This window comes from Vibrio sp. SSH13-20, assembly GCF_040104475.1.
Lineage (GTDB): Bacteria > Pseudomonadota > Gammaproteobacteria > Enterobacterales > Vibrionaceae > Vibrio > Vibrio harveyi.
This window is the reverse complement of record NZ_JBECOU010000004.1, coordinates 603794-629227: the sequence shown is the minus strand read 5'-3', so window position 1 is coordinate 629227 and position 25434 is coordinate 603794. Positions and strand designations below refer to the sequence as shown.

The 25434-nt window shown below is 46.1% G+C and carries 25 protein-coding genes; 16 read left to right on the top strand and 9 right to left on the bottom strand.

Annotation, left to right across the window (positions count from 1 at the left end; translation table 11 throughout):
* Positions 1-24 precede the first annotated feature (24 nt).
* The 7 genes from asrA (at position 25) to ABMY42_RS14885 (ending at position 6570) form a co-directional block, all read left to right on the top strand.
* Positions 25-1053 carry an anaerobic sulfite reductase subunit AsrA gene (asrA, locus tag ABMY42_RS14915; protein ID WP_009695890.1) on the top strand — a complete coding sequence of 343 codons (1029 nt, stop codon included), beginning with the start codon at positions 25-27 and terminating at the stop codon, positions 1051-1053.
* A complete protein-coding gene (gene asrB, locus ABMY42_RS14910; RefSeq protein WP_202984191.1) occupies positions 1053-1853 on the top strand; it encodes an anaerobic sulfite reductase subunit AsrB in 801 nt (266 codons plus the stop codon). Before asrA ends, asrB begins: the two co-directional genes overlap by 1 nt.
* Positions 1854-1865: 12 nt before the next feature.
* A complete protein-coding gene (asrC, locus tag ABMY42_RS14905; RefSeq protein ID WP_349266491.1) occupies positions 1866-2867 on the top strand; it encodes a sulfite reductase subunit C in 1002 nt (333 codons plus the stop codon).
* 7 nt (positions 2868-2874) lie between these two features.
* Positions 2875-4020 carry a cyclopropane fatty acyl phospholipid synthase gene (gene cfa / locus ABMY42_RS14900; RefSeq protein ID WP_349266490.1) on the top strand — a complete coding sequence of 382 codons (1146 nt, stop codon included), beginning with the start codon at positions 2875-2877 and terminating at the stop codon, positions 4018-4020.
* A 314-nt stretch (positions 4021-4334) separates the two neighbouring features.
* Complete coding sequence (locus tag ABMY42_RS14895) at positions 4335-4571, top strand: hypothetical protein (RefSeq protein ID WP_009702792.1); 237 nt, start codon at positions 4335-4337, stop codon at positions 4569-4571.
* Positions 4572-4759: 188 nt separating this feature from the next.
* Positions 4760-5389, top strand: a complete 630-nt coding sequence (locus tag ABMY42_RS14890; RefSeq protein WP_005449602.1) for a recombinase family protein — start codon at positions 4760-4762, stop codon at positions 5387-5389.
* A complete protein-coding gene (locus ABMY42_RS14885; RefSeq protein ID WP_009695901.1) occupies positions 5386-6570 on the top strand; it encodes a multidrug effflux MFS transporter in 1185 nt (394 codons plus the stop codon). Before ABMY42_RS14890 ends, ABMY42_RS14885 begins: the two co-directional genes overlap by 4 nt.
* 72 nt (positions 6571-6642) lie before the next feature.
* On the opposite strand, the gene ABMY42_RS14880 is transcribed toward ABMY42_RS14885, so the two are convergent.
* The 5 genes from ABMY42_RS14880 to ABMY42_RS14860 form a co-directional block, all read right to left on the bottom strand.
* On the bottom strand, positions 6643-7413 hold the full coding sequence (locus tag ABMY42_RS14880) for a hypothetical protein (RefSeq protein WP_005449606.1): 771 nt from the start codon (positions 7411-7413) through the stop codon (positions 6643-6645).
* A gap of 22 nt (positions 7414-7435) precedes the next feature.
* Positions 7436-8377: a hypothetical protein gene (locus ABMY42_RS14875; protein ID WP_349266489.1), complete on the bottom strand. Its 942-nt coding sequence runs from the start codon at positions 8375-8377 to the stop codon at positions 7436-7438.
* Positions 8378-8918: 541 nt separating this feature from the next.
* On the bottom strand, positions 8919-9353 hold the full coding sequence (locus ABMY42_RS14870; RefSeq protein WP_005449610.1) for an EamA family transporter: 435 nt from the start codon (positions 9351-9353) through the stop codon (positions 8919-8921).
* Between the two features lie 88 nt (positions 9354-9441).
* Positions 9442-11472: a TonB-dependent receptor gene (locus ABMY42_RS14865; RefSeq protein WP_009695903.1), complete on the bottom strand. Its 2031-nt coding sequence runs from the start codon at positions 11470-11472 to the stop codon at positions 9442-9444.
* Positions 11473-11607: 135 nt separating this feature from the next.
* Positions 11608-12549: a LysR family transcriptional regulator gene (locus ABMY42_RS14860; protein WP_005429183.1), complete on the bottom strand. Its 942-nt coding sequence runs from the start codon at positions 12547-12549 to the stop codon at positions 11608-11610.
* A gap of 203 nt (positions 12550-12752) precedes the next feature.
* On the opposite strand from ABMY42_RS14860, the gene ABMY42_RS14855 reads away from it, so the two are divergent.
* The 5 genes from ABMY42_RS14855 to ABMY42_RS14835 all read left to right on the top strand — a co-directional run bounded on the left by ABMY42_RS14855 (position 12753) and on the right by ABMY42_RS14835 (position 17183).
* Positions 12753-13673, top strand: a complete 921-nt coding sequence (locus tag ABMY42_RS14855) for a siderophore ABC transporter substrate-binding protein (RefSeq protein WP_349266488.1) — start codon at positions 12753-12755, stop codon at positions 13671-13673.
* A 91-nt stretch (positions 13674-13764) separates the two neighbouring features.
* Positions 13765-14721, top strand: a complete 957-nt coding sequence (locus ABMY42_RS14850; RefSeq protein ID WP_017189870.1) for an iron chelate uptake ABC transporter family permease subunit — start codon at positions 13765-13767, stop codon at positions 14719-14721.
* Complete coding sequence (locus tag ABMY42_RS14845) at positions 14714-15664, top strand: iron chelate uptake ABC transporter family permease subunit (RefSeq protein WP_009695905.1); 951 nt, start codon at positions 14714-14716, stop codon at positions 15662-15664. The genes ABMY42_RS14850 and ABMY42_RS14845 overlap by 8 nt, the downstream gene beginning before the upstream one ends.
* A gap of 11 nt (positions 15665-15675) precedes the next feature.
* A complete protein-coding gene (locus tag ABMY42_RS14840; RefSeq protein WP_005449633.1) occupies positions 15676-16437 on the top strand; it encodes an ATP-binding cassette domain-containing protein in 762 nt (253 codons plus the stop codon).
* 143 nt (positions 16438-16580) lie between these two features.
* Positions 16581-17183: a TetR/AcrR family transcriptional regulator gene (locus tag ABMY42_RS14835; RefSeq protein ID WP_029788701.1), complete on the top strand. Its 603-nt coding sequence runs from the start codon at positions 16581-16583 to the stop codon at positions 17181-17183.
* Positions 17184-17287: 104 nt separating this feature from the next.
* Here ABMY42_RS14835 and ABMY42_RS14830 read toward each other — a convergent pair whose 3' ends face one another.
* The 3 genes from ABMY42_RS14830 to ABMY42_RS14820 form a co-directional block, all read right to left on the bottom strand.
* Complete coding sequence (locus ABMY42_RS14830) at positions 17288-18820, bottom strand: MFS transporter (RefSeq protein ID WP_349266487.1); 1533 nt, start codon at positions 18818-18820, stop codon at positions 17288-17290.
* A 5-nt stretch (positions 18821-18825) separates the two neighbouring features.
* Positions 18826-19839: an HlyD family secretion protein gene (locus tag ABMY42_RS14825; protein WP_349266486.1), complete on the bottom strand. Its 1014-nt coding sequence runs from the start codon at positions 19837-19839 to the stop codon at positions 18826-18828.
* A 248-nt stretch (positions 19840-20087) separates the two neighbouring features.
* Positions 20088-21821: a hypothetical protein gene (locus tag ABMY42_RS14820; RefSeq protein ID WP_349266485.1), complete on the bottom strand. Its 1734-nt coding sequence runs from the start codon at positions 21819-21821 to the stop codon at positions 20088-20090.
* A gap of 457 nt (positions 21822-22278) precedes the next feature.
* On the opposite strand from ABMY42_RS14820, the gene ABMY42_RS14815 reads away from it, so the two are divergent.
* The 3 genes from ABMY42_RS14815 (at position 22279) to ABMY42_RS14805 (ending at position 24210) form a co-directional block, all read left to right on the top strand.
* Positions 22279-23232, top strand: coding sequence for a peptidoglycan DD-metalloendopeptidase family protein (locus ABMY42_RS14815; RefSeq protein WP_005449635.1), 954 nt, complete (start codon positions 22279-22281; stop codon positions 23230-23232).
* Complete coding sequence (locus ABMY42_RS14810; protein WP_074051870.1) at positions 23136-23576, top strand: polymer-forming cytoskeletal protein; 441 nt, start codon at positions 23136-23138, stop codon at positions 23574-23576. The genes ABMY42_RS14815 and ABMY42_RS14810 overlap by 97 nt, the downstream gene beginning before the upstream one ends.
* 247 nt (positions 23577-23823) lie before the next feature.
* Complete coding sequence (locus tag ABMY42_RS14805) at positions 23824-24210, top strand: DUF2541 family protein (RefSeq protein ID WP_005449637.1); 387 nt, start codon at positions 23824-23826, stop codon at positions 24208-24210.
* Positions 24211-24308: 98 nt separating this feature from the next.
* Here ABMY42_RS14805 and ABMY42_RS14800 read toward each other — a convergent pair whose 3' ends face one another.
* Positions 24309-24737: a Spy/CpxP family protein refolding chaperone gene (locus ABMY42_RS14800; protein ID WP_005449638.1), complete on the bottom strand. Its 429-nt coding sequence runs from the start codon at positions 24735-24737 to the stop codon at positions 24309-24311.
* A 357-nt stretch (positions 24738-25094) separates the two neighbouring features.
* Here ABMY42_RS14800 and ABMY42_RS14795 point away from each other — a divergent pair, with 357 nt between their 5' ends.
* Positions 25095-25421, top strand: coding sequence for a 2Fe-2S iron-sulfur cluster-binding protein (locus ABMY42_RS14795; protein WP_069217896.1), 327 nt, complete (start codon positions 25095-25097; stop codon positions 25419-25421).
* Positions 25422-25434 lie beyond the last annotated feature (13 nt).

Below are 25434 nucleotides of genomic sequence, written 5' to 3'. Positions count from 1 at the left end.
TTTTGAAAATAACGAGATAGAACAATGCCTAAGTTTTTAACTACTCAGCAAATGGGTTCGGCGATCGAGGCGTTACGTCAGAGCTATAAGGTGATGGCGCCCGTCTATGAAGAATACGCAGGTCGTTTTGCCCATACCCCAAATTTGGATTACCAAGAACTCGAACGTTACGATCAACTGGAGTGGAAAGAGAAAAGCCATTTCTCACCCAAAGAAATCGTCTTCCCAATTACCGAAACCCTGTTTTGGTTTAACGCCGACGAGTTGCGAGAATCCAGCGTCGATGCGCGTCCTGTGTTTCTGTTTCTCAGAGCTTGTGACATCAATGCGCTCAAAAGCCTTGATTACATGTTTTTAGAAAACGGCGGTCACGAAGACTTCTACTACAAACGTCTGCGCCAAAAACTCAAACTCGTACTGATTGAATGCAGCGAAAGTTTCGAAAACTGCTTTTGTGTCTCTATGGGCACCAATAAAACTGACAACTTTGCGGCTTCAGTTCAATTTAGTGAGCATGGCGCAATTGTCACTATTAAAGATCCAGAACTGACACCGTATTTTTCACAAGGCAAAGACGTTGAGCACAATGTCAGCTTCGTCAAGTCCAATCCTGTCAAAGTGCGTACGCCAGATTCGGTTTGCGATGATCCGGCTAAAGTACGCGAAGTGTTACTCGGTCATCCAGTGTGGTCAGAATACGATTCACGCTGCATTGGTTGCGGTCGCTGCACTTCCTCATGCCCGACTTGCGCCTGCTTCAACGTGTTTGATGTGGTTTATAACCAAGAAGCCAAAGTGGGTGAACGTCGCCGCCAACACGCCAGTTGCATGATTGATGGTTTCTCGGATATGGCAGGCGGTCACAGCTTCCGTCATAAAACTGGAGAGCGCTTACGTTATCGCGCCTTACACAAGGTCAACGACTTTAAGTCTCGCCAAGGCGAACACCATATGTGTGTCGGATGCGGGCGCTGCGACGACCGATGCCCTCACTACATCTCATTTAGCAACATCATCAACAAGATGACATCGATTGTAGAGGAGGCGCTCTAATGTGCGATTGTGAAAACAAAATGCTGCCGAAAAGCTACCCGATTATTCATATCGAAAAGCACACAGAACTGGAATGGAACTTTCGCGTTGCGTGTGACTTTCCGGTGCACTACGGACAATTTGTCGAAGTAGGTTTATCCCTTGTGGGCGAAGCACCTATTTCCGTCTCCGACTACGGCTTAGGTTACGTCGACTTGCTGATACGTAATGTCGGCAAGGTAACCAGCGAGCTGTTTCAATTAAACGCCAGTGACCGCGTGATGATGCGCGGCGCAATGGGCAATGGCTACCCGATGGAAGAGTACCAAGATAAACACCTCATTGTGGTCGCGGGCGGCACTGGCGTTGCTCCGGTTAAAGGGCTGATTAACTACTTTCACAACAACCCAAGTGATGTGAAGAAGATGTCTTTGATCCTCGGATTCAAAAACCAAGATGCCGTGTTGTACAAGAACGACTTGCTGAATTGGTCTTACTCCAATCACGTCATCACCACCTTGGATGACGGTGGCGACGAACACTTCTATGAAAGCGGCTTAGTTACCGAACACATCAGCAAACTTGATCTCTCTGACAAGGAAAACATCCGCGTCATCGTAGTAGGTCCACCGATCATGATTAAGTTCGTCGTGCAGGACTTCTTATCCAGAGGCATTCAAGAGGACCAAATTTGGGTCGACTACGAACGCAGAATGGCTTGCTCAGTTGGTAAATGCGGCCACTGCCGAATTGGCGACAAGTACGTGTGCTTGGATGGTCCGGTTTTCCGTTATGACCACGCCAGAACCATGATCGATTAGGAGGGAATCACAATGACGATGGACGTAGATATCATCAAAATGCGCGCCAATGGCGATTACCGCCTATCGAAAGTACGTGGCGAGTGCATGATCAGCGTGCGCATTCCGGGTGGCATTATGCCTGCTTACCTGCTCGGCGCTGCACAAGAGATCGCCGAAAAGTGGGGCAATGGTGTTATTCACCTCACCACGCGACAAAAACTGGCGATGCCCGGTATTCGCTATAAAGATATTCCAGAGGTCAACAAAGCGCTGGAGCCCTTCATCAAAGACATCACTGTCGATACGTGCGGCATTGATGTCGAAGACACACAAGCAGGTTATCAGTCGATTGGTGGGCGTAATATCGTCGCGTGTCAGGGCAGTCGAATCTGCCAGAAAGCCAATACCGATACCACTGGCTTGGCACAGCGAATGGAGCGTCACGTTTACCCAAGTAAATACCATTTAAAAATGGTCATGGCAGGCTGTCCGAACGATTGTGCCAAAGCCAATATGGCAGATTTCGGCATCTTAGGTATCGCCAAGATTAATTTCGAAAGTCATCGCTGTATTGGTTGTGGTGCTTGCGTCAAAGCTTGTGCGCACCACGCAGTAGATTGCTTGTCACTCAAAGACGGTAAAGCGGTGAAGGAAGAAAGCAAATGCATTGGCTGCGGCGAATGTGTGCTTGCTTGTCCGACACTGGCTTGGCGTCGAGATCCAAAACAATTCTATATGGTCAAACTGGGCGGTCGAACTTCGAAGAAGACCCCTCGCGTTGGCAAGATGTTCCTCAATTGGGTAACGGAAGACGTCCTACACCCTGTCATCGACAATCTGTTCGAATTTGAAAAAGAGATGTTGGGCGGTAAGCCGATTTACCTTCACATGGGACATCTGATCGATAAAGGCGGCTACTTGCGTTTTAGAGAGCGTGTCTTAGATGGCGTTAGCCTAAATCCAGAAGCCAAAGTCGCCGAACGTATGTATTGGGCAGAAGATGAATACGTAGCGAACATGCACGTGAAATAGGCATAATATGAACAAACTAGAAGAAATGTTTAGAGAGGCGTTAGCCCCGGCAGGTATTACCATTAACGGCTCGAATCCGTGGGATATCCAAGTATTTAACCCAAAAGTGTATGAGCTTGTGATGCAGTCAGGCTCCTTGGGTTTAGGGGAAGCGTACATGTCCAAGATGTGGGATTGCAGTCGCTTGGATCAGTTCTTTGAACGCGTACTTTTAAACGACATTGAAGGCAAACTGGGACTGGCTGAAAAACTCAAGTTTGCCTCTTCCGCTGCGAAACTAAAATTGAAGAGCTGGGTTAACCCGCAGAGCATTGAGCGCTGTAAATTCGATGTACCGCACCATTATGACATCGGCAATAAGCTTTACCAAAAGATGCTCGATTCACGCATGACTTACACCTGCGGATACTGGAATCGAGCTTCGACACTGGATGAGGCGCAAGAGCACAAGATGGATTTGATTTGTCGCAAGCTCGATCTGCAACCGGGGATGCGTATTCTCGATATTGGCTGTGGTTGGGGAAGCTTTATGATTTACGCAGCGAAGAAGTATGGCGTAATTTGTGATGGTCTGACTCTATCCAAAGAACAGAAGAAGCTCGGCAGCAAACTGGCAATAGAAAACGGCGTAGTCACGAACTTCATTTTGAAGGACTACCGCGAGTTCAAGCCCACCGTACAATACGATCGCATCGTTTCTATCGGTATGATTGAACACGTGGGACCGAAGAACTACGCGGAATACTTCGAGTGCGCAGAGCGCTTCATGAAAGATGATGGCGTGTTCTTGCTACACACCATTGGTTCACACCACAGCACTACCGCATCGGACCCGTGGATCTCGAAATACATCTTTCCAAATGGTGTCATTCCATCGATGAAGAACCTCGCAGAGGCGATGGAAGATCGATTCAACATCGAAGATGTGCACAATTTCGGTGAAGACTACGACAAAACCCTGATGTGCTGGTTCTCCAACTTCCAACAATCGTGGAATCAAATCAAAGGCGATTACAGTGAAGATTTCTACCGCATGTGGAAATACTACTTACTCAGCTGTGCTGGCGCCTTTCGCTCACGAGATTTGAGCCTATGGCAACTCGCCCTAACTAAGATTGGTCGCCGTCGTCCACTGACCGTACGTTCCATGTAAGCAATCTGCCTCCAGATTGTGTTTTGAGCACCTTCGTTTGGCTCCAAGCCAGAATGGGCGGTTTCATTCTGGCTTTTTTTACCGTTCACAGTTCACTTCCACAGTCCGAAAAGTCCCATTTAGGGGGCTTTTATAGTGACTCTCCTCGCAAAAACTAATACTTAGTAACGTCTAGTGTTACTTTTAGTCTTGTGCGCTATGACTTGTTGAGCATTGATGGTGCCGTTCGCTCGACTCAGGCAATCTTCCTCTCAACCAAGGCTCATCCCAACAAACAAAACCAGAGCCAAGATACCATTTTGAGAGTCACCACTATGAAAGCCATCAAATCAATCATCATCGCACTACTGTTTACATCGACACTTCCTGGGTGCGTTTCAACGCCCGGTCACTATCGCTTGGCACCCAACGTTCGTCCTACTTTGATGAATGCCAATATCAACGTTCAACCACTGGTTAACACCGCAGTCTCCGTCGGCAAAGTCGTACTGCCTTATGCGATATCAGCGGGACATGCTTACGTTAATACGCCTTACTTCTTATTGCGATAAACCCGCCAAACTCATTCATTTCCCAGAAAACTAGCCAATTTCTTCGGCTAGTTTTCATTTATGTATCATAGAGATAAAAAATCATTACCTTATATATGGGTCATTTGGTGTTGTGAGAACAAATGAACCAGTGTATATTTATGGACCATTACAGTATATGAGCCATTCAGACGAGGCAATTCGCGATCATGAACACCTTTCTCTATACGCGCCACTCACCAAAGAATCGAGCTTACCCCGAACAGCTTAACACTCTGCGAACTTTTGCCCCTAAAGCCGTTCACTTTGAAGACAAAGTACGTGGCTGCACACCACCAGCAGAACGGCACGCTTTTCAGCAACTCATCAACACCGTTCAATCCGGTGACACTGTCGTACTTTGGTGGCTAACCGCGTTTGGGCGCGATTTCAACCAAGCATTAAACACAATACAAGCTCTACTTGATCAAGGCGTCACCCTAAAAACGGTTTGTGAGCCGTTGACCTTTGAACCAGGTTCGGTACAAACACAAACCTTGATCTCACTGCTTTCTGGCTATGGGCAAGTCCAAACTCAACACCGTCTATTTGCCGCGGAACAAGGTCGCAAGGCGCTCAAAGACAATCCACAGATGTGGAAGCAGAAATTCCGAGGCCGTCCGGCAGATAAAGCAAAACATCAACACATCGCGACGCTATTGTTGGAAGGAAACACGCTCCAAAGTGTCGCAGAGCAATGTGATGTGAGCCTATCGACGGTAAAACGGGTGAAAGCCAAGCTGAATCAGTTCGATGAAGAAGGAAGCCTACGTCGCCGCGGTGATGGTGAAAAGTCATGACTCGAACATTCGAATTTAAAACCATCTTGCTAGCTTGTTTGATCATCAGCGTTGGTCAACTCAGCATGGGCTTGGTGTTTCCATCATTGCCTTGGATTGCGAAAGACTTTGATATCTCCCTCGACCAAGCTCAGCTATTGGTAAGTGTTTACTTACTTGGATTCGGTCCCTCTCAGTTTATCTACGGCCCAGTATCTGATGCACTAGGTCGTAAAAAAGTCCTACTGACCGGCTTGTTGATTGCTATGCTCGGTCTGCTGATGATCATCTTCTTCAGCAATACCTTCACTGGTATGGTGATGGGGCGTTTTCTGCAAGGTCTAGGAACAGGTTGTTGCGCCGTATTAGCTCGTGCATCCACCCGTGACCGCTTTAGTGGACCAGAGCTGCCTGTCGCCCTTTCCTACATCGCAATGGCTGCGTCTATCACACCATTAGTTGCCCCCGTTATTGGTGGCTTCATTAACGCCCACTTCGGCTGGACCATGGTGTTTATTTCACTGCTCGGTTACGTCTCACTAGCTTGGATTGTTATATTGGTGCGCTTTAAAGAGACCATCACACAAACCTCCCCACTGCCATCACCGAAAAAAATGCTGCTGCAATATCGTGATCTGTTGACTTCTCGTTACTTCATGAGTTTTGCCAGTATCGGTTGGCTTAACTTCAGCTTGATGATCACCACTGTTTCGGTAATGCCTTTTATCATGCAAAACCAAATTGGCATGACATCTGATCAATACGCGATGTGGGCACTGATTCCTGCATTTGGCATGATTTGCGGCACCAGTATTTGTAACCGTGTGCGCCCAATCATCGGCACGAAGAAGATGCTACTGGCGACGCCTATCCTGCACCTAAGCTCCGCAGTGTGGCTGTTCTTTTGCCCAGTCGAACCGCTATATTTGATGCTTGGTCAACTGCTGATGATCTTAGGCAATGCGATCGCTCTACCTTGTGCTCAAGCCATGGTTATGCAGCCATACAAGAAGCAAGCAGGAGCGGCGGCTGCCATGTCGGGCGGTGGTCAAATGGTGGTGTCATCCTTGGTCAGTATGGCGCTCGTGCAGCTCGGTTTGAGCCAAGCGTGGCACTTGTCGTTAGTGATTGTGGTATTCGCGACAATTACATTGACCAATATCTTGCGAGGCTTTGCAACTGAGCAGCCTTCAGAGCAATAGCAAGGATAGATAAACAAAAAGACAAGTTAATTTTGCTTAGCTTGTCTTTTTGTTTTTTAAAGCAGGAACAAATTAATCGTTATTTTTCTTTGCGTCTAAGATAGCTTGAATACGAGGATGCAGCTTATTACCGTGCTCATGTTCGTATTCTTCACGCTTTAAATCCGTCATGCTTTTCACCGAGTGAGTCGGTAAAGCAATAGGTGCTGTCGTGAGCTTTCCTTTCTCAAGCAATTTCATCGCCTGACGGTAGTATTCACGGAATTTCTTTAAAATCAGATGCTCAGGCAGTCGACGTAGCTCGTAGAACTTGCTTTGCATTAACCACAATTCAATATCGTCATTTGGCGTGCGTGCCACGACTCGGTTTAACGCATCCTCCAACTCAGATTCCGTTGGTAAATCTTTCAATACCACCAATTCACCCATAATTGGCGGCCATCGGTCCCCCGATTGCAGACGCTCGCGACAGTGCTGGATAATTCGCACTAACTCTTTATCTGTAAGCGAATCCGCGAAATCTAAAAAGCGACCTGTTGGACGTTTACCGTAGCTTTGCACCCATGTTGATTCATAGATACTAAAGAGCGTACCAAACACCTCATTGCATCGATCGCTCGCTTCTTGAGTAACGACAAGCGCTTGCTCAGAAAACGTCGGCTGTGGTTCAGTGACAATGGGTTGCTCCCAGCTTACGCTAGGTTCATTTTTCACAGTAAGAGATTGACTGGTAGATACTTTATCTTTGTTCAAGTGATCCACGTTAGCTTCAATACCAAGTTCACGAAGTCGACTTTCGAATGACGAAAAGTCCACTTTTTTTGGTTTTTTAGAATAGCTCATAGCTTCTATCTCTTTGGGTCAATTAGAAGGATGGTTTCTTGCCTTGCTCTCTCAAAAATTGTCTAAATTCTTCAGAAGGGCTGACATGTTTATCTCGAGCACTGCTGTGCTGTTGATATCTCGCTTGTTTTTGGCGATCTTTTTCCATCCACTGCTTCTTCAAGTTAATCGAATATCTTAGCTTGTTGACGAATTGGGTAACAGGACCAATAAAGTTTGCCTGCGTTTTTTGGTACAACACGAACTCTTTCCAGAATACACGTAAATCCATATCTAAAGCAGAGTGGTGCAGCTCTCTTTCCGCCCAGTTTGGAATTGTGTTTTCATCGAGATCGTAGGAGTTGAGATAACCACTATTCGGACGACTGCTACTTTCAACGTTTCGATAACTATTTGGCGCTGCTGGTTCTTCGGCTTGGTGGTTACTGGTTAGTTTTTCTAAACGCCCAGTCCGTTTACTTTCTTCAAGCCAGTTTTCAAAATTGCGCTCCAACCTTGAAATGTTGACATTGCCCCGACCATTTTGGCGAATAAATTCACGCCAAACATCGTCTCTATAGCTTGCCGGAACCTTATAGAAATCACATGTTTTATTTGCCCATTGCGGCAAGCCAGCTCCTTCTAACGTCGTGATCGACGGTTTCTCTGTCATTGGCGCGGCTTGTTGTACCGATGGTTGAGGCGCAGATTGAGAATCGGAGTCTAATGTGAGCTGACATGAATGTCTCTCTACACTGCCTTCGCGTGTGGTTCGCCCCATCGCGAGCAAACCTTTTTGCGATAAAGCAAACAAGATGCTACTTAACTTGAACTCTTCGCACAGACACTCTTGTGTAATATCACGCAAGACAAACGATGCTTGTCCATCTGCGCTTGCGATGTCCGATAGTTTTAGAAGAACCAGCTTCTCTTCAGCACTAACGTTGTGTGCCTGCCAAGCTAAATAGGTGTGTTTATAACTCATGTAATACTCCCAAGTTGCCCGCAGATTTTACTAAGATGCTACAGAGAAGAAAACAGATAACTTTTACTCCATCACTTTCATTGATGGTAAATCACACGCTTTTCAACATTAGCTTGAGCAAATGCGCAACAATCCTAATTAATTATATACCCAAGTGACTTCAAGATGCAGGATTCAGAGCGTTGTCATTGATTCGAGTTCAAGGAAAACAACACAGCGTAATAGCCAGCTCTTTCCAAGTTGTTTGACGCAGAAAGCGGGGCAATGACACGCTCCCGAAGGGCGAGCTGTCTTGGCTTGTATACTTTGTTGCCGATTCTTGATTTAGAGTGACTAGATCTTTAAATCGTCGCCGCGTCTACAAACCAAGTCATTCTCGCTGAACCTAGCATCTCGAGGTTACTTGGGTATATACAACGCCGTCCGCGCTGTGTCTCTGTTGGGTAATGAGTTGGACAGTTTTATACTTGGAAAATCAAAATAAAACGCCCACTTAAACAAAGTAGGCGCTGTTATTTTCAAACCATGTTGGAGGTTTCAACTAAGAACTTTGCAGGCTTACCAAAATCACGCCAGCGGTGATCAAGCCAATCCCCATCCAGTTAACCATACTGAGCTTCTCTCCCAGCAAAACCACACTGAAGATCGCAACTAACACCACACTCAGCTTGTCGATAGGTGCAACTTGAGAAGCTTGCCCCAATGACATAGCGCGAAAGTAACACAGCCATGATGCGCCGGTTGCTAAGCCCGACAACACCAAAAACACCATACCTTTGGTCGAGATCTCACCTATGGCACTGAATTGCTTAGTCGCGTAAGCAATCAAACCGACTAAAACAAGGATGACGCAGGTACGAATAAAGGTCGCCAAGTCTGAGTTGATATTGGCGACACCCAGTTTGGTCAATACTGCAGTCATCGCTGCGAACACAGCTGACATAAGCGCCCAAAATAACCAAGAAGTTTGTAGCATTGCCTTTCCCCATTCATCCCTAAAAGCAAAAAAGGCGTTGCAGAGTATACTGCAACGCCATGTGTTCAAATCAGTGTCTCACCAGAGCTTAGAAGTCTGCCGTCATACCAACGTAGTAAGTACGTGGCGCTTCTACATAGCCGATGTTCTCTAGTTCTTTAGATACACGTTCGTCAGTCAGGTTAGTGATACCCGCACGAATACGCAGCGCATCGCTCACATGATAAACCGTGCCTAGATCCATTGTGGTGTAAGCATCTTGAGTTAACTCTGAATCAATCTTACGCTCACCACGGTAGCGCGCGCTAGCAAACAGATTCAAATCTTGAGTTGGGTACCAGTTTAATCGTGCAAACGCAGAGTGCTTGTAACGCTCGTTCAACTCTTCACCTGTCGACTTATCTTCAGTATCCAGATAAGTGTAGTTACCTGACATCGCCCATTGCTCGGTAAACTGAATGCTACCGGTCAGCTCCACACCTTGAATTACCGCTTTTGATACGTTTTGGTAAGATTTGTACGGGTTAGACAACTCACGATCGATAGGGTCACCATTGTCATCGATACAGCTCATCACCGCACTCGACCATGTACCCACTTCACAGAAGATATCCGTTTGTTCGATCAGGTTTTCGATTTCGTTACGGAATACCGCACCTTCTAGGTTCCAGTTACGACCGCTGTACAATGCCGAGAACTCATAGTTAACGCTGGTTTCTGCTTCCAGATCTTCGTTACCTACGATGTTACAGTTGCCCTTACAGCTGTTCATCGAGAAGTCTGGATGGTTTTGCGTCATGGTTGGTGCTTTAAACGCTTTACCCACACCACCTTTCAATACCAAATCATCCGTTGTTTGATGTACTAGGTACACACGCGGACTGAACTCTTCACCGTAGTGTTCGTGCTTATCCAAACGACCACCAACCGTTGCCGTCAACGTATCGGTCATTTCCCATTGGTCTTGAACGAATACGGCACCTTGGTATGCCTCTGCTTTGTTGCCCTTAATATGCTCAGGGTTCGTAAGTTGGCTAGTTTGGTAATCCACACCAAAGGTTACTGTGTGGCTTTCACCTAGATAAGTCGTTGCTGACGCCTCAAAGATTTGTGTCAGCTCTTCAATTGAATCAGCACCATCGTTTGCCGCTTCAATGTTCTCTACGTTTTCACGTGAGTAACGAACTTGCGTATCACCCCAAGACCAAAACCCAGTGTGCGATAACGCTTGGCTGTTACGTTTAACGCGAGATTCAGAGTAAAGCACAGTCGTTGCACTTTCAGCCGCCGTATCACGTTCATCATCGCTGTAACCAAGATCTAAATCGATGAATTGGTTATCAGCCAAATGCCAAGAAAGTGTACCGAACATCGCTAAACTGTCACGACCTTCAAGAGCAGTAATTTCTGAACGGTCGTAATCTTGACCTTTCACGCTCTTAATTCCTGTGTACGGCTGCCATGCATTGCGGCTAGTTTGAGAAACCGAAAAACGAGCAAATAGTGTGTCGTCAATCAGAGCGCCAGATGTAGTCAAACCTACGGTGTATTCTTGACCGCCATTGCCATCATTCGGCGATGTGTTATCTAGGCTAAGCTGTGAGCTCCAATCGTTGTCTGGCGACTTGGTGATAATGTTAATCGTACCGCCCATGCCGTCTGAACCATAAAGCGCCGACATAGGACCACGGATGATCTCTACTCGCTCAATTGAATCCATTGGGATCGCAGAAAGATCAAAGTCGTTACCACGTACAATCGCACTTGCTGAACTCATGCGACGACCATTTACCATGATCAATGTGTACTTAGAATCCATACCACGGATAGAAATTTGCTGACGACCGGCACGTGTGCTGTCGAAGTCTGACTCCACGCTGGTTGCATTAGACACGATGTCTGCCAGCGTGATGCCCGGATCGTTTTCGATATCTTCAGCGGTGATCACCGACATAGAAGCTGGTGCGTCTTTCAGCTCCATCTGGGTACGAGTTGCTGTTACAACAAGCTGCTCATCAGCTTCGATTGGCGTTGTATCAGCAAAGACAGAAAAAGAAGTGCATAGCGCACCGATCACCACTGCTAATGGTTTTGGCGCAAACGGAGTCGTCTTCGACATGGTAAAAACCTATAAACTTTAATGGAACTTATAATGATAATGGTTCGCATTAAATAGCCTTTATTTAACGAAGACAAGCAACCGAGCATTTGCCGAAGTTATTACGATTATGTCAAATGTGAATAATGAATTCCTTTACCATTCACTCTCAGTTGAGCCATATATTTCTTTAAATAATGACTTAACCCAATTACACATCGGGTCGTTATGATAGCGCTTATGCCAGTACAAATAGACCGATTCACTGTCCATTCGAATCGCTTTCGGTACGGTTTTAGTAATCAATTTTCTGCCTTGACAAGCATCTTCCGCAAAGGGCGTTGGCAAGTGAAAAATCACATCTGTTTGTTCTGCGATCGCTGGTGCAGCATTGAAGTTTGAAAGCTGGACAGGAATCGATAATTGACGCTTTTTATCCACCACACCAAGCTCGACAAAACGATGATAAATCGACAGCGTTTTGCCTCCTTGAAGTGAGATTTGACCGAAATTGCAATCGAGCAGCATCTCTACCGTCAGCTCTTCAACATGCGCAAGCGGATGGGTTTCGCTCATCAGGAATCGGTAGTCGCGATTGGCAATTTTCATGCGGTACAAATTCTGCTCAGAGCTAGGCGGCTCGGCGGTTGAGAGCACAAAATGTACATCCCCTGCAATCAGTGCATCGAAATGGCGCTTCGGGATGGAGTCGATATCGACAATCATGTTCGGCGCTTCTTCACGGATACGCGAAACAATCGGTGGCAGTAAGAAAATTACCTGTGGAACCAAGCCGTAAAAACGGATCGTCCCGTTACTCTTTTCAGGTACAAATGACTGACCGTACATCAGCTTTTCTAGCCCGGTTAAAACGGTGTTCAAATCTTGCTTGATCACTTCGGCTTTTGGGGTCAATTCGTAGCCGTGTGCAGTGCGTACTAACAGCTCATCGTTGAACAAGTTTCTGAGTTTTTGTAAAGAGCGGCTCACCGACGGTTGGCTCATATTGAGCGATACCGCTGTGTTGGAAACATGCTTCTCTTCAAGTAGGTGTTTGAGAATAAACAATAAGTTCAAGTCGACTTGAGCTAAATTCATTTTTTGAATACTCACTATTCCGCTAATTCTGTTGCTGCATATAGACTATCTGCTAATGTGTCTGCAATCAATAATCATTCTTATTTGATTTTAATCAAATTAGTTATACCGCTTTACGACTAATCTCGCGCTCTATTTTTTAAAGCACTATTTGTTTTTTAAGGCACTAATGCGAGATTGCATCGCACCTTTTGGAAATCATTATGTTGGGTAAAACTTCTCTTCGCGTAGCAACGGGAGCTTTGCTGCTTGCATTGGCTCCTATCGGGGCAATGGCTAAAATCTACCAACACAGCTTGGGCACAGTAGACATTGATGGCGTTCCACAACGCGTCGTTGTTCTAGGCTACGGCAGTTTAGACTACATCGATGCTTTGGGCGTAACACCCGTCGGCATGCCAAAGACGCTGCTGCCAAAATCACTAGAAAAATTCCAAATCGACTCGTTTGTGAATACGGGTAGCGTAAAAGAAGTGAACTTCGAGACGCTGTTTATGCTCAAGCCAGACCTGATCATCGCAGAAGGTCGCATGGCAGATATCTATAAAGATCTGAGCGACATCGCACCAACTTATATGTTCCGTATCGACACCACCGACTACTGGAAAACAACCCAAGAACACTGGCGCACGCTGGGTGACATCTTCGACAAAGAAGAACAAGCTGAGCAGTTGATTGAAGGCGTTCAAGAGCAAATCGACCATCTTCACGCAAAAGTAGAAGAACAACCACGACGCGCACTGACGGTCTCAAACAGTGGTAACAGCTTGGCGATGTTTGGCACCAATAGCCGTTTCTCATTCGTGTATGAAGAAGCAGGCTTCGCGACTTCGACTTCTGAGAACGTGAAATCTGTACCACGCACTCACGGCAACTTGATTTCATTCGAATACATCGCTGATGCCCAACCTGAAGTACTGCTTATCCTTGACCGCGAACAAGCCATCGGTCAGAGCAGTGGTAAAGCAAAACAGTTGTTCGACAACGATCTCGTGAAGTCGACACCAGCGGCGAAAAACAACCGCGTGCTGTTTATGGACCCAGCAGCTTGGTACTTAACCGCAGGTGGCTACCAATCGACGCAAACCATGATTAAAGAGCTGAACCAAGTCATTGCTAACTGACAGTTTCGGTTCCTGCTCACTCTAAAAGATGACCTTTCCCGCTTCACGGTGCGAAAGGTCATTGTTGTTTTTATCACCCTATAAATACACCATGAAATTACATCATATCTTGGCTTTTTTATTGCTCGTCGTACTCGCCTGCGCCTCTTTGTTGGTTGGGGTGGCGAACGTTTCACTCTCGCAGATTTTGGCTGGTGACAGCCACAGTTTGAACATCTTGCTGGTTAGTCGCTTACCCCGCTTGCTTGCCATCGTCTTAGCCGGAGCAGGCTTGAGTATCGCTGGTTTGATCATGCAGCAGATCGTGCAAAACCGCTTTGCTGCCCCATCCACCACCGGTACGGTCGATTGGGCAATGTTCGGCTACATCGTCGCGCTGATTCTGTTTGCAGACATGAGCAGTTGGGTTCACCTGGTCACCATCTTCGCGTTTTCTGTGATTGGTACGGTGATCTTCGTGCGCTTCTTGCAACGTTTGAAGTTTAAGAACACCGTACTCGTCCCGCTGATCGGCATCATGTATGGCAACGTGGTGTCATCCATGACCACCTTTATTGCCTACAAGTACGACCTAGTGCAGACTCTTGGTTCTTGGACTGTGGCTAACTTCGCCTCGGTATTGCGTGGTAACTACGAGTTCTTATATCTCGCTCTTCCGGTCTCGGTTCTGGCTTACGCTTACGCTAACCGCTTTAGCGCGGCAAGTGTGGGTGAAAGCTTTGCTAAGAACATTGGTTTGAACTACCAACGCATTGTTTTGGTCGGTGTCATCCTTGTGGCTGTGCTGTCGTCATCGGTGGTGATGATCGTCGGTATGATTCCGTTTCTTGGGCTTATCGTGCCAAACCTTGTGTCACTGTTCATTGGTGACAACATGCGTCGTAACTTGCCTTGGACCGCATACGCAGGTGTGATTTTGGTGCTTACTTGCGACATCCTCGGTCGCCTCATCATCTTCCCTTACGAGATTCCAATTTCGATGATCATCAGCATCTTGGGTGGCTCAATCTTCATTTACCTAGTTCTGAGAGACAAATCGAATGCGTGATTCTATGAAAGTAACGCTGCTGGCAATCGCGGCGGTTTTGATTTGTGCGGTGTTCATCGGCAAGGGCTTAACGCCAGATAACTACCAGTTCTTCTTGTCACGCCGCATCCCGAAAGTACTGGCGATTGTCTTGGCAGCAATGGCGATTGCGTCTTCGTCATTGATTTTCCAGACCATCACCAACAACCGAATCCTCACCCCTTCGATTCTGGGTTTCGATTCCATGTACGTGATGATTCAAGTGCTGCTTGTGGTGATGTTTGGGGGCTTGAGTGCTTTGGTCATCAACAGCAAACTCAACTTCGTGTTGTCGACTGGCATCATGATTGTGTGTGCGATGACTTTGTTCAGCTTCTACTTTCGTGGTCGTCAGCGCAATATCTTCACCCTTTTGTTGATTGGTATCGTGTTGAGTAGCTTGTTCAACAGTGTCACTGGTTTCTTCACCATGATCACCGACCCAGATGAGTTCACCTTCATCCAAAGTTCCATGTTCGCGAGCTTCAACAATATCAACAGTGAATTGGTGTACTGGTGTGTAGTTCCGATGCTGCTGTGTGGCGCGTACCTAATGCGTATTGCCCACAAATTAGACGTAATGTGGCTTGGTGTCGATAACGCGAAAAGCCTCGGTGTGGATACCCACAAACTGACCATGCAAGTCATGTTCATCATCACTTTGATGGTGTCTATCTCGACCGCATTGATTGGTCCAATCTTGTTCTTTGGTCTGATTGTCGTGGCTCTGACTCGCCAAATCTTCACTGGCTACCAGCATCGCTTATTGATTGTGGCGAGTTCAGTCTTGTCGGTTGTGCTGCTGTCAGGCGGTCAATGGGTGGTTGAAAACCTGTTCGATTTCGACACCACCATCAGCGTTATTATCAACTTTATCGGCGGCGGCTACTTCTTGCTTCTGCTTATGAAAAACAAATTCGATTAAGGGCTTATCACATGATCCGTATTCAAGGTCTTAGCAAAAAATACAACGAAAAATACGTGGTAAAAAACGCCGATGCCCTTTTTCCACTTGGTAAAGTAACCAGCATTATTGGTCCTAACGGCGCGGGTAAAAGTACCCTGCTATCTATGGCGAGCCGACTAACAGAAAGCGATGCTGGTAGTGTCGTGATTGGTGATAAGCCGCTTGACCAATGGAACACCGAAGACTTGGCAAAGCGCCTATCAGTGCTGCGCCAATCAAACAACATCAACATGCGCTTTACGGTGCGTGACTTGGTGGCGTTTGGTCGCTTCCCGTACTCGCAAGGTCGTCTGACAGAAGAAGATCACCGCATCATTGATGAATCAATGCAACATCTGGAAATCGACCATTTGAAAGATCGCTTTATCGACCAACTGTCGGGCGGGCAACGTCAAATGGCATTTATTGCTATGGTGGTGGCACAAGATACCGACTACATCTTCTTGGATGAGCCGCTGAATAACCTCGACATTAAACACTCCGTCGACATCATGAGTACGCTACGTAAGCTTGCGGAAATGAAGAACAAAGCTGTAGTAATCGTAATTCACGACATCAACTTTGCGTCTTGTTACTCTGACCACATTGTGGCGATGAAGCTCGGGGAAGTCATTAAAGCGGGCTTAGTTGAAGAAGTGATTGATGCCGAAGTGCTGAGCGATATTTATGAGATTCCATTTATCGTGCAAGAGATTAACGGCAACCGTATTTCGTTGTACTACCGACGTTAACGTAACCAATTTGATTTCAAAGGCGACCTCGTGTCGCCTTTTTTAATTTTGGTCAATGAAGAAGCATTAAACGCGGAAAAGCGGTGTGTCTCGGCAGCAATAATGATACTGTACTGAACAGTTTTATTTAGGCTGATTTAGTTATGCGCGCATCTACTGAAAAGAAAAGAACTCGAATCATCGAAGTCGCGACCGAACTGTTTATTGAACAGGGTTACAAGGACACGTCACTCGATCAAATCGTTTCAATTTGTGGAGGTTCAAAACAGACCCTGTATCGTTACTTTTCCAATAAAGAAGGGTTGTTTGTTGAAGTGCTCGCGCATAACACCAAGATCAGCCTGGAATCCGTTTTCCAACTTGCCGATAAACAGAATGAACCACTAAGAGAAACCTTAGAAGACTTCGCTAAAAAGTATCTACGTGGCATTTGCTCTAACCCAATCTTATCGCTTTATCGCATCGTGTCTGCTGATTTTAATAAACACGACTCGGTTCCAAATCAGTTTTGGCAAACCGGACCGCAGCGTATTCACCAATACTTAATTGAGTTTCTAAAAACCGACACCATCAGCCAGCAACTTAACATCGATGATGCCGATTTAGCCTGCGGGCAGCTACTCGCGCTGATCAAAATGGATTACCAGAACATGGCACTGATGGGCTTTGATTTCTTAAGCGATGAAGAATTGGATTCGCACACACAAAAAGCGGTGACGGCGTTCCTTAAACTTTATCAGCGCTAAGAACCTCAAAACTAAAAAACAAAGGGAGCACATTGGCTCCCTTTGTTCTTTTACGGCTTAGTTACCGAGTTGTTTGGCTGGCTATTTGTTCTGTTTACCTAACCTCAGTGCGCTTCTTGTTTTGCGGCTAGCTTCTTACCAATCAACAAGATTGGCGCAAGCGCAAAAATAGACACAATAAACATCACCAACGAATTACTCAGCGCCAATGTCGTTGCTTGCTCCTTCACAACGGCACTAATCTGGCTCATGCCGAGCGCCGGATTAGGTAAGCGACCATGAGTTAGAATCGCGCCGCTCAACGCCTGCTCGTAAGCTACGAATACGTGATTAGAACCATCCAGAGTACGACCGATTTCGCCCGATGCTTGCGCGCTGTGGTTTTGAATCACACGAGAGAAAAACGCTCCGCCAATCACCCCGCCCATGGTTCGGAACAGATAGAAGTTAGCAATGCCTTCTAAGCGCTGCCCTACTTGGAAATACATCAACACCGCAATCGTCACCGACACGTTCAACAAGCCAACACCAAAACCGCGCAGCAGCATTGGGATGGGTAGTGACTCTGTACCAACAAAGCTTGGTAATTGGCTGAACTCATGCACCGACAGTAGAATCATCAGCACGCCAAAAGGCACCACAGCATCCGCCAGCGGACGGCGGAAGTAATACACCAATACACTTACCAGCATGCCGACCAACATGGCGTAAAACGATGGCAACTGCGCATAGCCCGCATTGAGGCTGTTATAGTGCATCGCCATTTTTAGGAAGTTAGCAAACAGCACCGTACTTGCCATCACGGCAAAGCCTGCAAGAAAGGCGTTGTACATAAACACGTTAGTCTTTAACTTGCCGTGCAATTGCATCGACGCAGTATCCAAATGGCGCGTTTTCACCAACTGATACACCACCAACAAAACCAGTGCTGCAGCGACAGAAGAAACCTGTACAAACCAGTCTGAATCCAACCAGTTGTAGTAACTGCCGCGCATGAGTAGGAACACCACCAAACTCATCGTTAGCGCGAGTACGAAGTAAACTGAAGCTGATGATTTTGGCTTAGCTTCAATCTCAATCGCCTGAGGTTTGTATACACCGATCATTACTAGAGCTGAAAAGTACAACCAAGCCGAGGCAACATTCAGAAACGACCAATCAAACTCTTCAACAATCTCAGCCACCAACCACGGGTAAGCGCCCATTGGTAACAGTGTTGAGAAGATCAGTATCAGCGCAATAATCGCAGGCAACCAACGTTGCTCAAAAGTATTGAGTAGATAAAGGTTCACCACCACCAATAACATGCTCATGAAAAAGCCACTTACTAACCAAGTTAGCGTAAACAACAACGCATGCTGACCTACCCAATAGAGCGCAACGTTTGTTCCCAAACCCACCAGCAATGCGGAATGCAATGGCAATGACGTACCAAGCTTACGCACCAAGATAGGGGTAAACATAAACCCCAACACTTGAGTAATCATAAAGCCGATTTTCACTAACTCGACTTCATCTGCAGACAAACCGGATGTGGCTGCCATCTCGTGGGACAACTCAGTAAACATCACTGAATTGATCCCAAAAGCCGCAATGGCGAACAGCGCAAAAATCAGCAATGGTGAACGTGTTTTCATGGCGATTAACCTTGCGTTGCGGTCTCAATCGACACTTCAGCCGACAAGCCAGGGTAAATGCGCTGTTTCAGCTCTTGTGGAATATCCAACTCGATACGCACTGGCACACGCTGAACTACTTTCACGAAATTACCAGTCGCATTTTGCGGTGGCAGTAAACTAAACTGCGCGCCTGTTGCTGGGGTTATGGAAGTTACACGACCATGCAATGGATGATCAGGGAACATGTCTAACACCACTTCCACGTCTTGCCCTTGTTCAACGTTTTCCAATTGAGTCTCTTTGAAGTTTGCCTCAATCCACACGTAATCCGGTACCATCACAATCAACCCCATGCCCGGTTGAACAAACTTACCCACTTGCACTTGTCTGTCTGCCACATAGCCATCAAAAGGCGCTCGAACGATGGTTCGCTCAAGGGCGATATTCACTAGTCTCAAGTTCGCTTCGGCTTGTTTGCGTTGCGCGGTTAGCTGCATCTTTTCTGTCACGAGCGCGTCAAGCTGCTTCTGTTCAGCGGCTAGCGCTAGCTTGGCAGTTTCAAGGCTGCTGTTCGCTTCAATAGAACGCGTTCTTTGCGCTTCAAATTGGTTCTTACTCACCGACTGCTTTTGTACCAAACGAGACAGACGTTTGAACTCCGCCGCTTGATGTTCCGCGTTTGCACTCGCACTGTGAATGCCCTGCTTCGCTTGCTCGATCTTTACCAACTGCATCTCAGTTTTGGTTTGGTTTGCGGTCAGCGCTGCTTTTGCGACATCTAACGCCGACTTCGCGATTTCTTGATTGGCAATGAAATCTTCATCATCAATCGAAAACAGTGGCGCACCTTTGCTTACCCACTGGTTATCTTCGACAAAAAGTTGGCTTACCTGCCCACCGACTTCCGGAGAAATCGCCGTCACATCCGAGTGAACATAAGCGTTATCGGTAGTCACCGTATTAGGTTGGTATAACGCACAACCTGCAGCGAACAACGAACCAATAACAAGCGACAACGCAATGACTTTCTTCTTCATTTTTGAAACCCAACTTAATGATTTTCACAAACTGTACTGTACCGTACAGTTTTAGTAAAGATACATTTGATCATTTATAAAGAAGAAAGATCCATCCCACTGATTTTTATTGATCTTATTTGGTGCCCACTTTTGAATGAAAGGGAGAGAATTGAAGTTCGTATATTGAGAAAAACAAAAAAAGGCGACACTGAGGTCGCCTTTTGATTATGAAAAAAAGCTTCGAGATTGAAGCCAGTGAATCACGCTTATTGCTGCGCTACCTTCACTTGTGGTTTCGTTGAACCGGTGTAATCAAAGTCGAACGTGATGCCATCTTTGGTTACATCCACCGCCATACCACCAACAAGTTGACCTTGAAGGCTCATCATCAGATCTTCTGGAACTGGTTCGCCAGAAACTTCAGATGCCGTTTCCATCACTTCCAATACACGCTCTGAATCCAGAGTGAAGCTCAATAGACCATTCGCTGTTAGCGATTGTGCCATCACCTTGTCACTTGCAGATGCTGCTGCATCACCGCTGTAAAGCGTCAAGTGACTGTCATTCAGACGAGCAAACACATCAATTGGCTTGCCAGCGTACGGTTCTAACAAACCACCAATATTCACAGGTTGGTTATCCGGTTGGATTTGGATTTGAGCAAGTTCAGGCACAAACATCTGCGCGGTTTGCAGCAACATGTTTGGATCGTCCGCAGAGATCGAGAAGATTGCGTCTAGCTGACCAAGCTCAGGACCGTATTGACCGCTCATGTCTACATCAAGACCGAACATTTCCATGCTCAAGCCTTTCAGACCATTCGCCATACCTGCACCCATGCTGATTGCTGGAGCTGGATTTTGACCACGCATATCTTGCTGTGCTTTGGTTAAAATTGAACATTGGTATTGAGGCGTAGTTAGATCGGTCCAGATCTTACCAATTGCTGGTGCAAGCGTAGCAACATCCAAGCCCAGCGCTACACTGAACATACTCTTCTCGCCGTTTGATTCCGCGAGTACACCACGCATTGATTGCAGTGCTTCCAAAATCACTTGGTTTTTCGATTCAACGACTAAGCTACCATTAATGCGCGCCTTGCTGTCTTGGACTGAGTATTCACCAAATACCACCATTTGCGGCCAGTTTTCTGCGATCTGAGTAAACTCGGTATGACACGCTGGCGTGCGAAGTTCATCCAACATTGGATCAGAACCCGCCGTGTTTAGTTGGCGAGCAAGGCGGTTACCATCCGTCGTAGTGAAACCTTTGATGACTTCACGAAAATCAACCAAGCCAAACGAGTTGTTGTTCGCACCGTATTTCGCTTTCAGCGCTTCCAAGCGACCAGAATCCGCAATGTTGTTCTTTGGCGATTCTAGACCAAATGCCATCTTAAGCGGGTTCTCAGCACCTAGCTCAGGAATATCCAACGTCACCGTCAGCACGTTGTTCACTACGCCCACAGCAAGACCAACACCCATTTGCGGATCTTGTGAGTCTGTTAGCTCATAGCGACGAAACTCAACCGTATCCAATTTCACGCTCTCGTGTTGAATGCCGGCTAATTTTTCTTGCTCATCTAAGCTTTTCCATAGTGATGCAGGAGTCTCAAGCTGCATCTTATAAACTGGAACAAAACCAAGCGTATAGATAATTGGGCTTACCATATCGCCAGTACCTAGGAAAGATTTGAGACTTTCAGGTGAAGAAGATGCCGCAACATAAGCATCGAAGAAGTTAACCGCAAACTCGAGACCTGGAGTCAACTCTTCTTCTACGAACAGATCAGCAAGAGGCGGCTGTTGTGTTCCACCGAAAGCAGTCATGTATTCGTAATGATTGAATGGTTCTGTTTGGTAAGTCAGAACAAGTGTATCTGCCGGAACTTGCGTGAGTAGCGAGTTTGAAGATTCACCTTGGGCAAGGTTGTTTTGGTACACATAAGCGGCACCACCAACTGCTGCGACCACTGCAGTAGCTAATAATAATTTTTTCACGACCAACTCCGTTGTCTTGGTTATATTTCCCCAAACCAACTAGCTGGTTTGAGAGAGCATTAAGCCTTCAATGAACGCTTTAACAAGATGAAAAATTTCATTTTTTGTTTCAGGCGTTTATTCGCGTGCAACGCCATCATAAACACCCAACCAGACTTATCAATTTCCCAAATGCTAAATTACTAAAATATCCAACATTTATAAGATAAAACGTGAAGTGAGTTAAATTGCTCAATCATACTATTGGTAATTTACTCAATCGAAAGGATAAGCTCCCCTTATCTCACTGACCAAAGCGGCGATAAGATTAAATCTACCCCCTAACTTTTATTGATTGTGTGAAAACAGATCACGATCTGACATTTTCATCAACATAATCAGTAGAAGCCGACGCACCTTTTCCTTAAAGTCTTGCTTTTCAACAAATAAACGGCAGAGCTACACCTAATTAAGCGCAATGAAAGACCAGCTAACGATTTCAATCTCCACCATTAACGGTTCCAAGCATTGGTACTTCAGTAAAACCATGCAACGCAACTTTAAAACTGGCGTAGTGGTGTTTGTACTGGCGTTAGCGGCGACTGCAATTTTGATAAACCACCTCTACTCACAAGTGGATGATGCGGTTCTTAAACAGGCAGAACTGACCGAACGTTCGCGTAGTATCGGGCAAGAACTCGATGATTTAAAAAATCTTAAATCCGAGTTAGAGAACGATCTCTCTGAACGAGAAGAACGCGTTCAACTCGTTTCTGAACGCTTAGGTGAGTTAGAAAAAGTGCTTGGTGTTGCCAAAGAGTCCTCCAGCGATAGTTTGGATGCGCGACTAGATACCGCAGCCATTACCTCACATGTACGTATGGCAATGCTTAATCAGATCCCTAACGGCTCGCCAGTAGGAAAGGCACGTTTTTCTTCTGGTTTTGGTAAACGCGTCCATCCCGTTACAAAGCAAGTCAAGATGCACCGAGGATTGGACTTTGCCGTAAACACTGGAACCAAGATTTACGCGCCAGCAGATGGCGTTGTTGAAGTTACTCGACGCAGTAAAAAAGGCTCGGGTAACTTCTTACGTTTACAACATTCATTCGGCTTTTCGAGCTCTTACTCGCACTTAACAGGGTTCAAAGTCAAAACCGGTGAGTTCGTCAAAAAAGGACAACTCATTGCAATCTCCGGCAACAGTGGGCTCTCTTCTGGTCCCCACCTTCATTATGAAGTGCGTTTTGTCGGACGAGCCCTAAACCCGAGGCCATTTGTCGATTGGAACCTCAATGATTTTGAAGACATCTTTACCAAGGAGCGAAGAATACGATGGGAATCTTTAATCAAAACCGTGGAACAACGAGTAGCCCAACAGCTTCAACTCTCATCGCCAAAGGCTGTACTGTTAGCGGAGAACTCAAAGTAGAAAGCGACATCCAGATTGATGGTATTGTTGAAGGTCAATTGCACGTCGAAGGCACCCTTGTGGTCGCAGAAAGTGGTCGCATCAAAGGCGACGTTTATGCGAAGCAACTTGTCATCAATGGCGTCCTTGATGGCAACTTCCATGCAGAGCACATTCAAGTGCTCGCAAAAGGTCGTGTTAGCGGCAAGATCTGGAGCAACAACTTGAGCATCGAACCGGGCGGTAAGTTCTTCGGTGAGGCAGCAGAGCTACCAGAAAAAGAAGTGGTGACGTTAAAAGACAAATCCACAGCAGTAAAAGGCGCCGCAAAAGCCGATAAGCCACAGGCGGTTAAAAGCGCTTAATAACAAACCAAAAGAGCACATTTAAGTGCTCTTTTTTGTTTATCCTCTTCATCACCTCTCCCACTCCTTCATATCGTTACGAACACAGCCTCGATAACGGATTCGCACTTGGTAGAAGAGAAGCCAGTACTTTTATTCGGGCAAAGTCAGCGGATTGTGAAACTTCATCTACATGCAAAAATATCGCTAGTAGATTTTCATTTCTCTCGACTATGATTCGCGCTCCTGTGTTTTGGTGATTATTTTAATGAGAATTTATACCGCTATTATCACGGCAGCACTCGCTGCAACAACACTTATCGCGCCTGCTCATGCGGACGATAAATTCACTTTGGGTCGTACCATTTTGCTTGAGCACGGTAACCTAGCAGCAAAAATCCCGATGATTGTTTGCCGCAATACCAACGCGATCAAAGTGAAAGCAGAGAAAGATATCGAACTACGAAAAGTGGTTGTACGATTCCAAAATGGTGACGAAAAAACCATTCGTTTCCATCGTGACCTTGATAAAGACAAAATGACAGATTGGCGTTACTTTGGTTACCGTCGCTGCGTAAAACATATCGAAGTTTACGGTAACTCAGAAGGCTCAAAGGCGGGCGTTCGCGTTTACGGCAAAGAGAAAAACGATTAAGTATCAGAGTGCGATCGTTCCTTTCATCGCAGACAAATACATAAAAAGACTCCCGCTTGGGAGTCTTTTTCGTTCTGTGACGAGTTTAAGCTGAGTGTTTATTGAGCGCTTTGTTTGATTGACTCAAACTTTTTCAACTGCTCTTGCTGGCGCTTCTCAAGCGTTGCTTTCTGTTCGTCAGTAAGCACATTGTAGATATCGTGCTGCGCTTTAAGTTGAGCAAGTTGTTTGTCCAACTGTTTTGCATTTGCTTGCTGAATCAGCTGTTTTGCTTTTGCTTCATCAAAGGATGATGCTTTAACCAGCTTCTCGAATTGTTTTGCACTCTCTTGAGCCGCTTTAGGATCTTGTTTGCCCGCTAATTCGCTGCTGAGCTTAATCTGGATGTCTTCAATTTTTGCTTGCTGCTCCGCAGTCATACTCTCTAAACCAAATGGTTTTGGTGCAACAGGCTGCGCTGGTGCGGATTCTGCGAATACATTCGCGCTGCTTAGTAGTAGAATCGTCGACAATAGGTAGCGTTTCATTGGGGGAACCTTCATTTACTGCTATTTGGAATTAGATGAGACTCAATCGATACCACATGGTTTCCTGTACCTAGTAAATATGAGGCATTCCTTCACAAAAATGATTTTCGATTGAAGCCCGAAGGAACCTTGTACAATTCCAATAACTGCGTCGTCTTTTCTCGTGATCATTGGTCTTATACCCAAGTAACCTCGGGATGCTAGGTTCAGCGAGAATGACTTGGAAAGAGCTGGCTATTCCGCTGCGTTGTTTTCCTTACTTGCTTTCGGTAAATAGGGAATCAATGACAGCGCTCTGAATCCTGTATCTCGAAGTCACTTGGATATAATCATTGTTTAACCCTAATTTAAGAGCTTATGTTTACCTTTAAACCCGCAATCATCGAGATTGATACCCATAAAATCGCTATTTCACCGGATGACCAGAACCTTGTTGATATTGCTCGTAAGGTCAGAGTGAATATTGCCGCACCGTGTTTAAAGAACAGACGCATCAAAGGCTGCTGTCATGTTTGTAAAGTAGAAGTGGATGGCCAGCCTCGCTACGCGTGTAAGGTAAAACCCATGCCGGGCATGAAGGTGACCGTGCGTCGTGCTGATTTAGATGCGGCGCGTAAAGAGGCAGCAAAAGCTTACAAGCAGAAGATTAAAGCGCAAGAGTCTGCCGCCAATGAGCAAAACTGACTGAATACGGCGG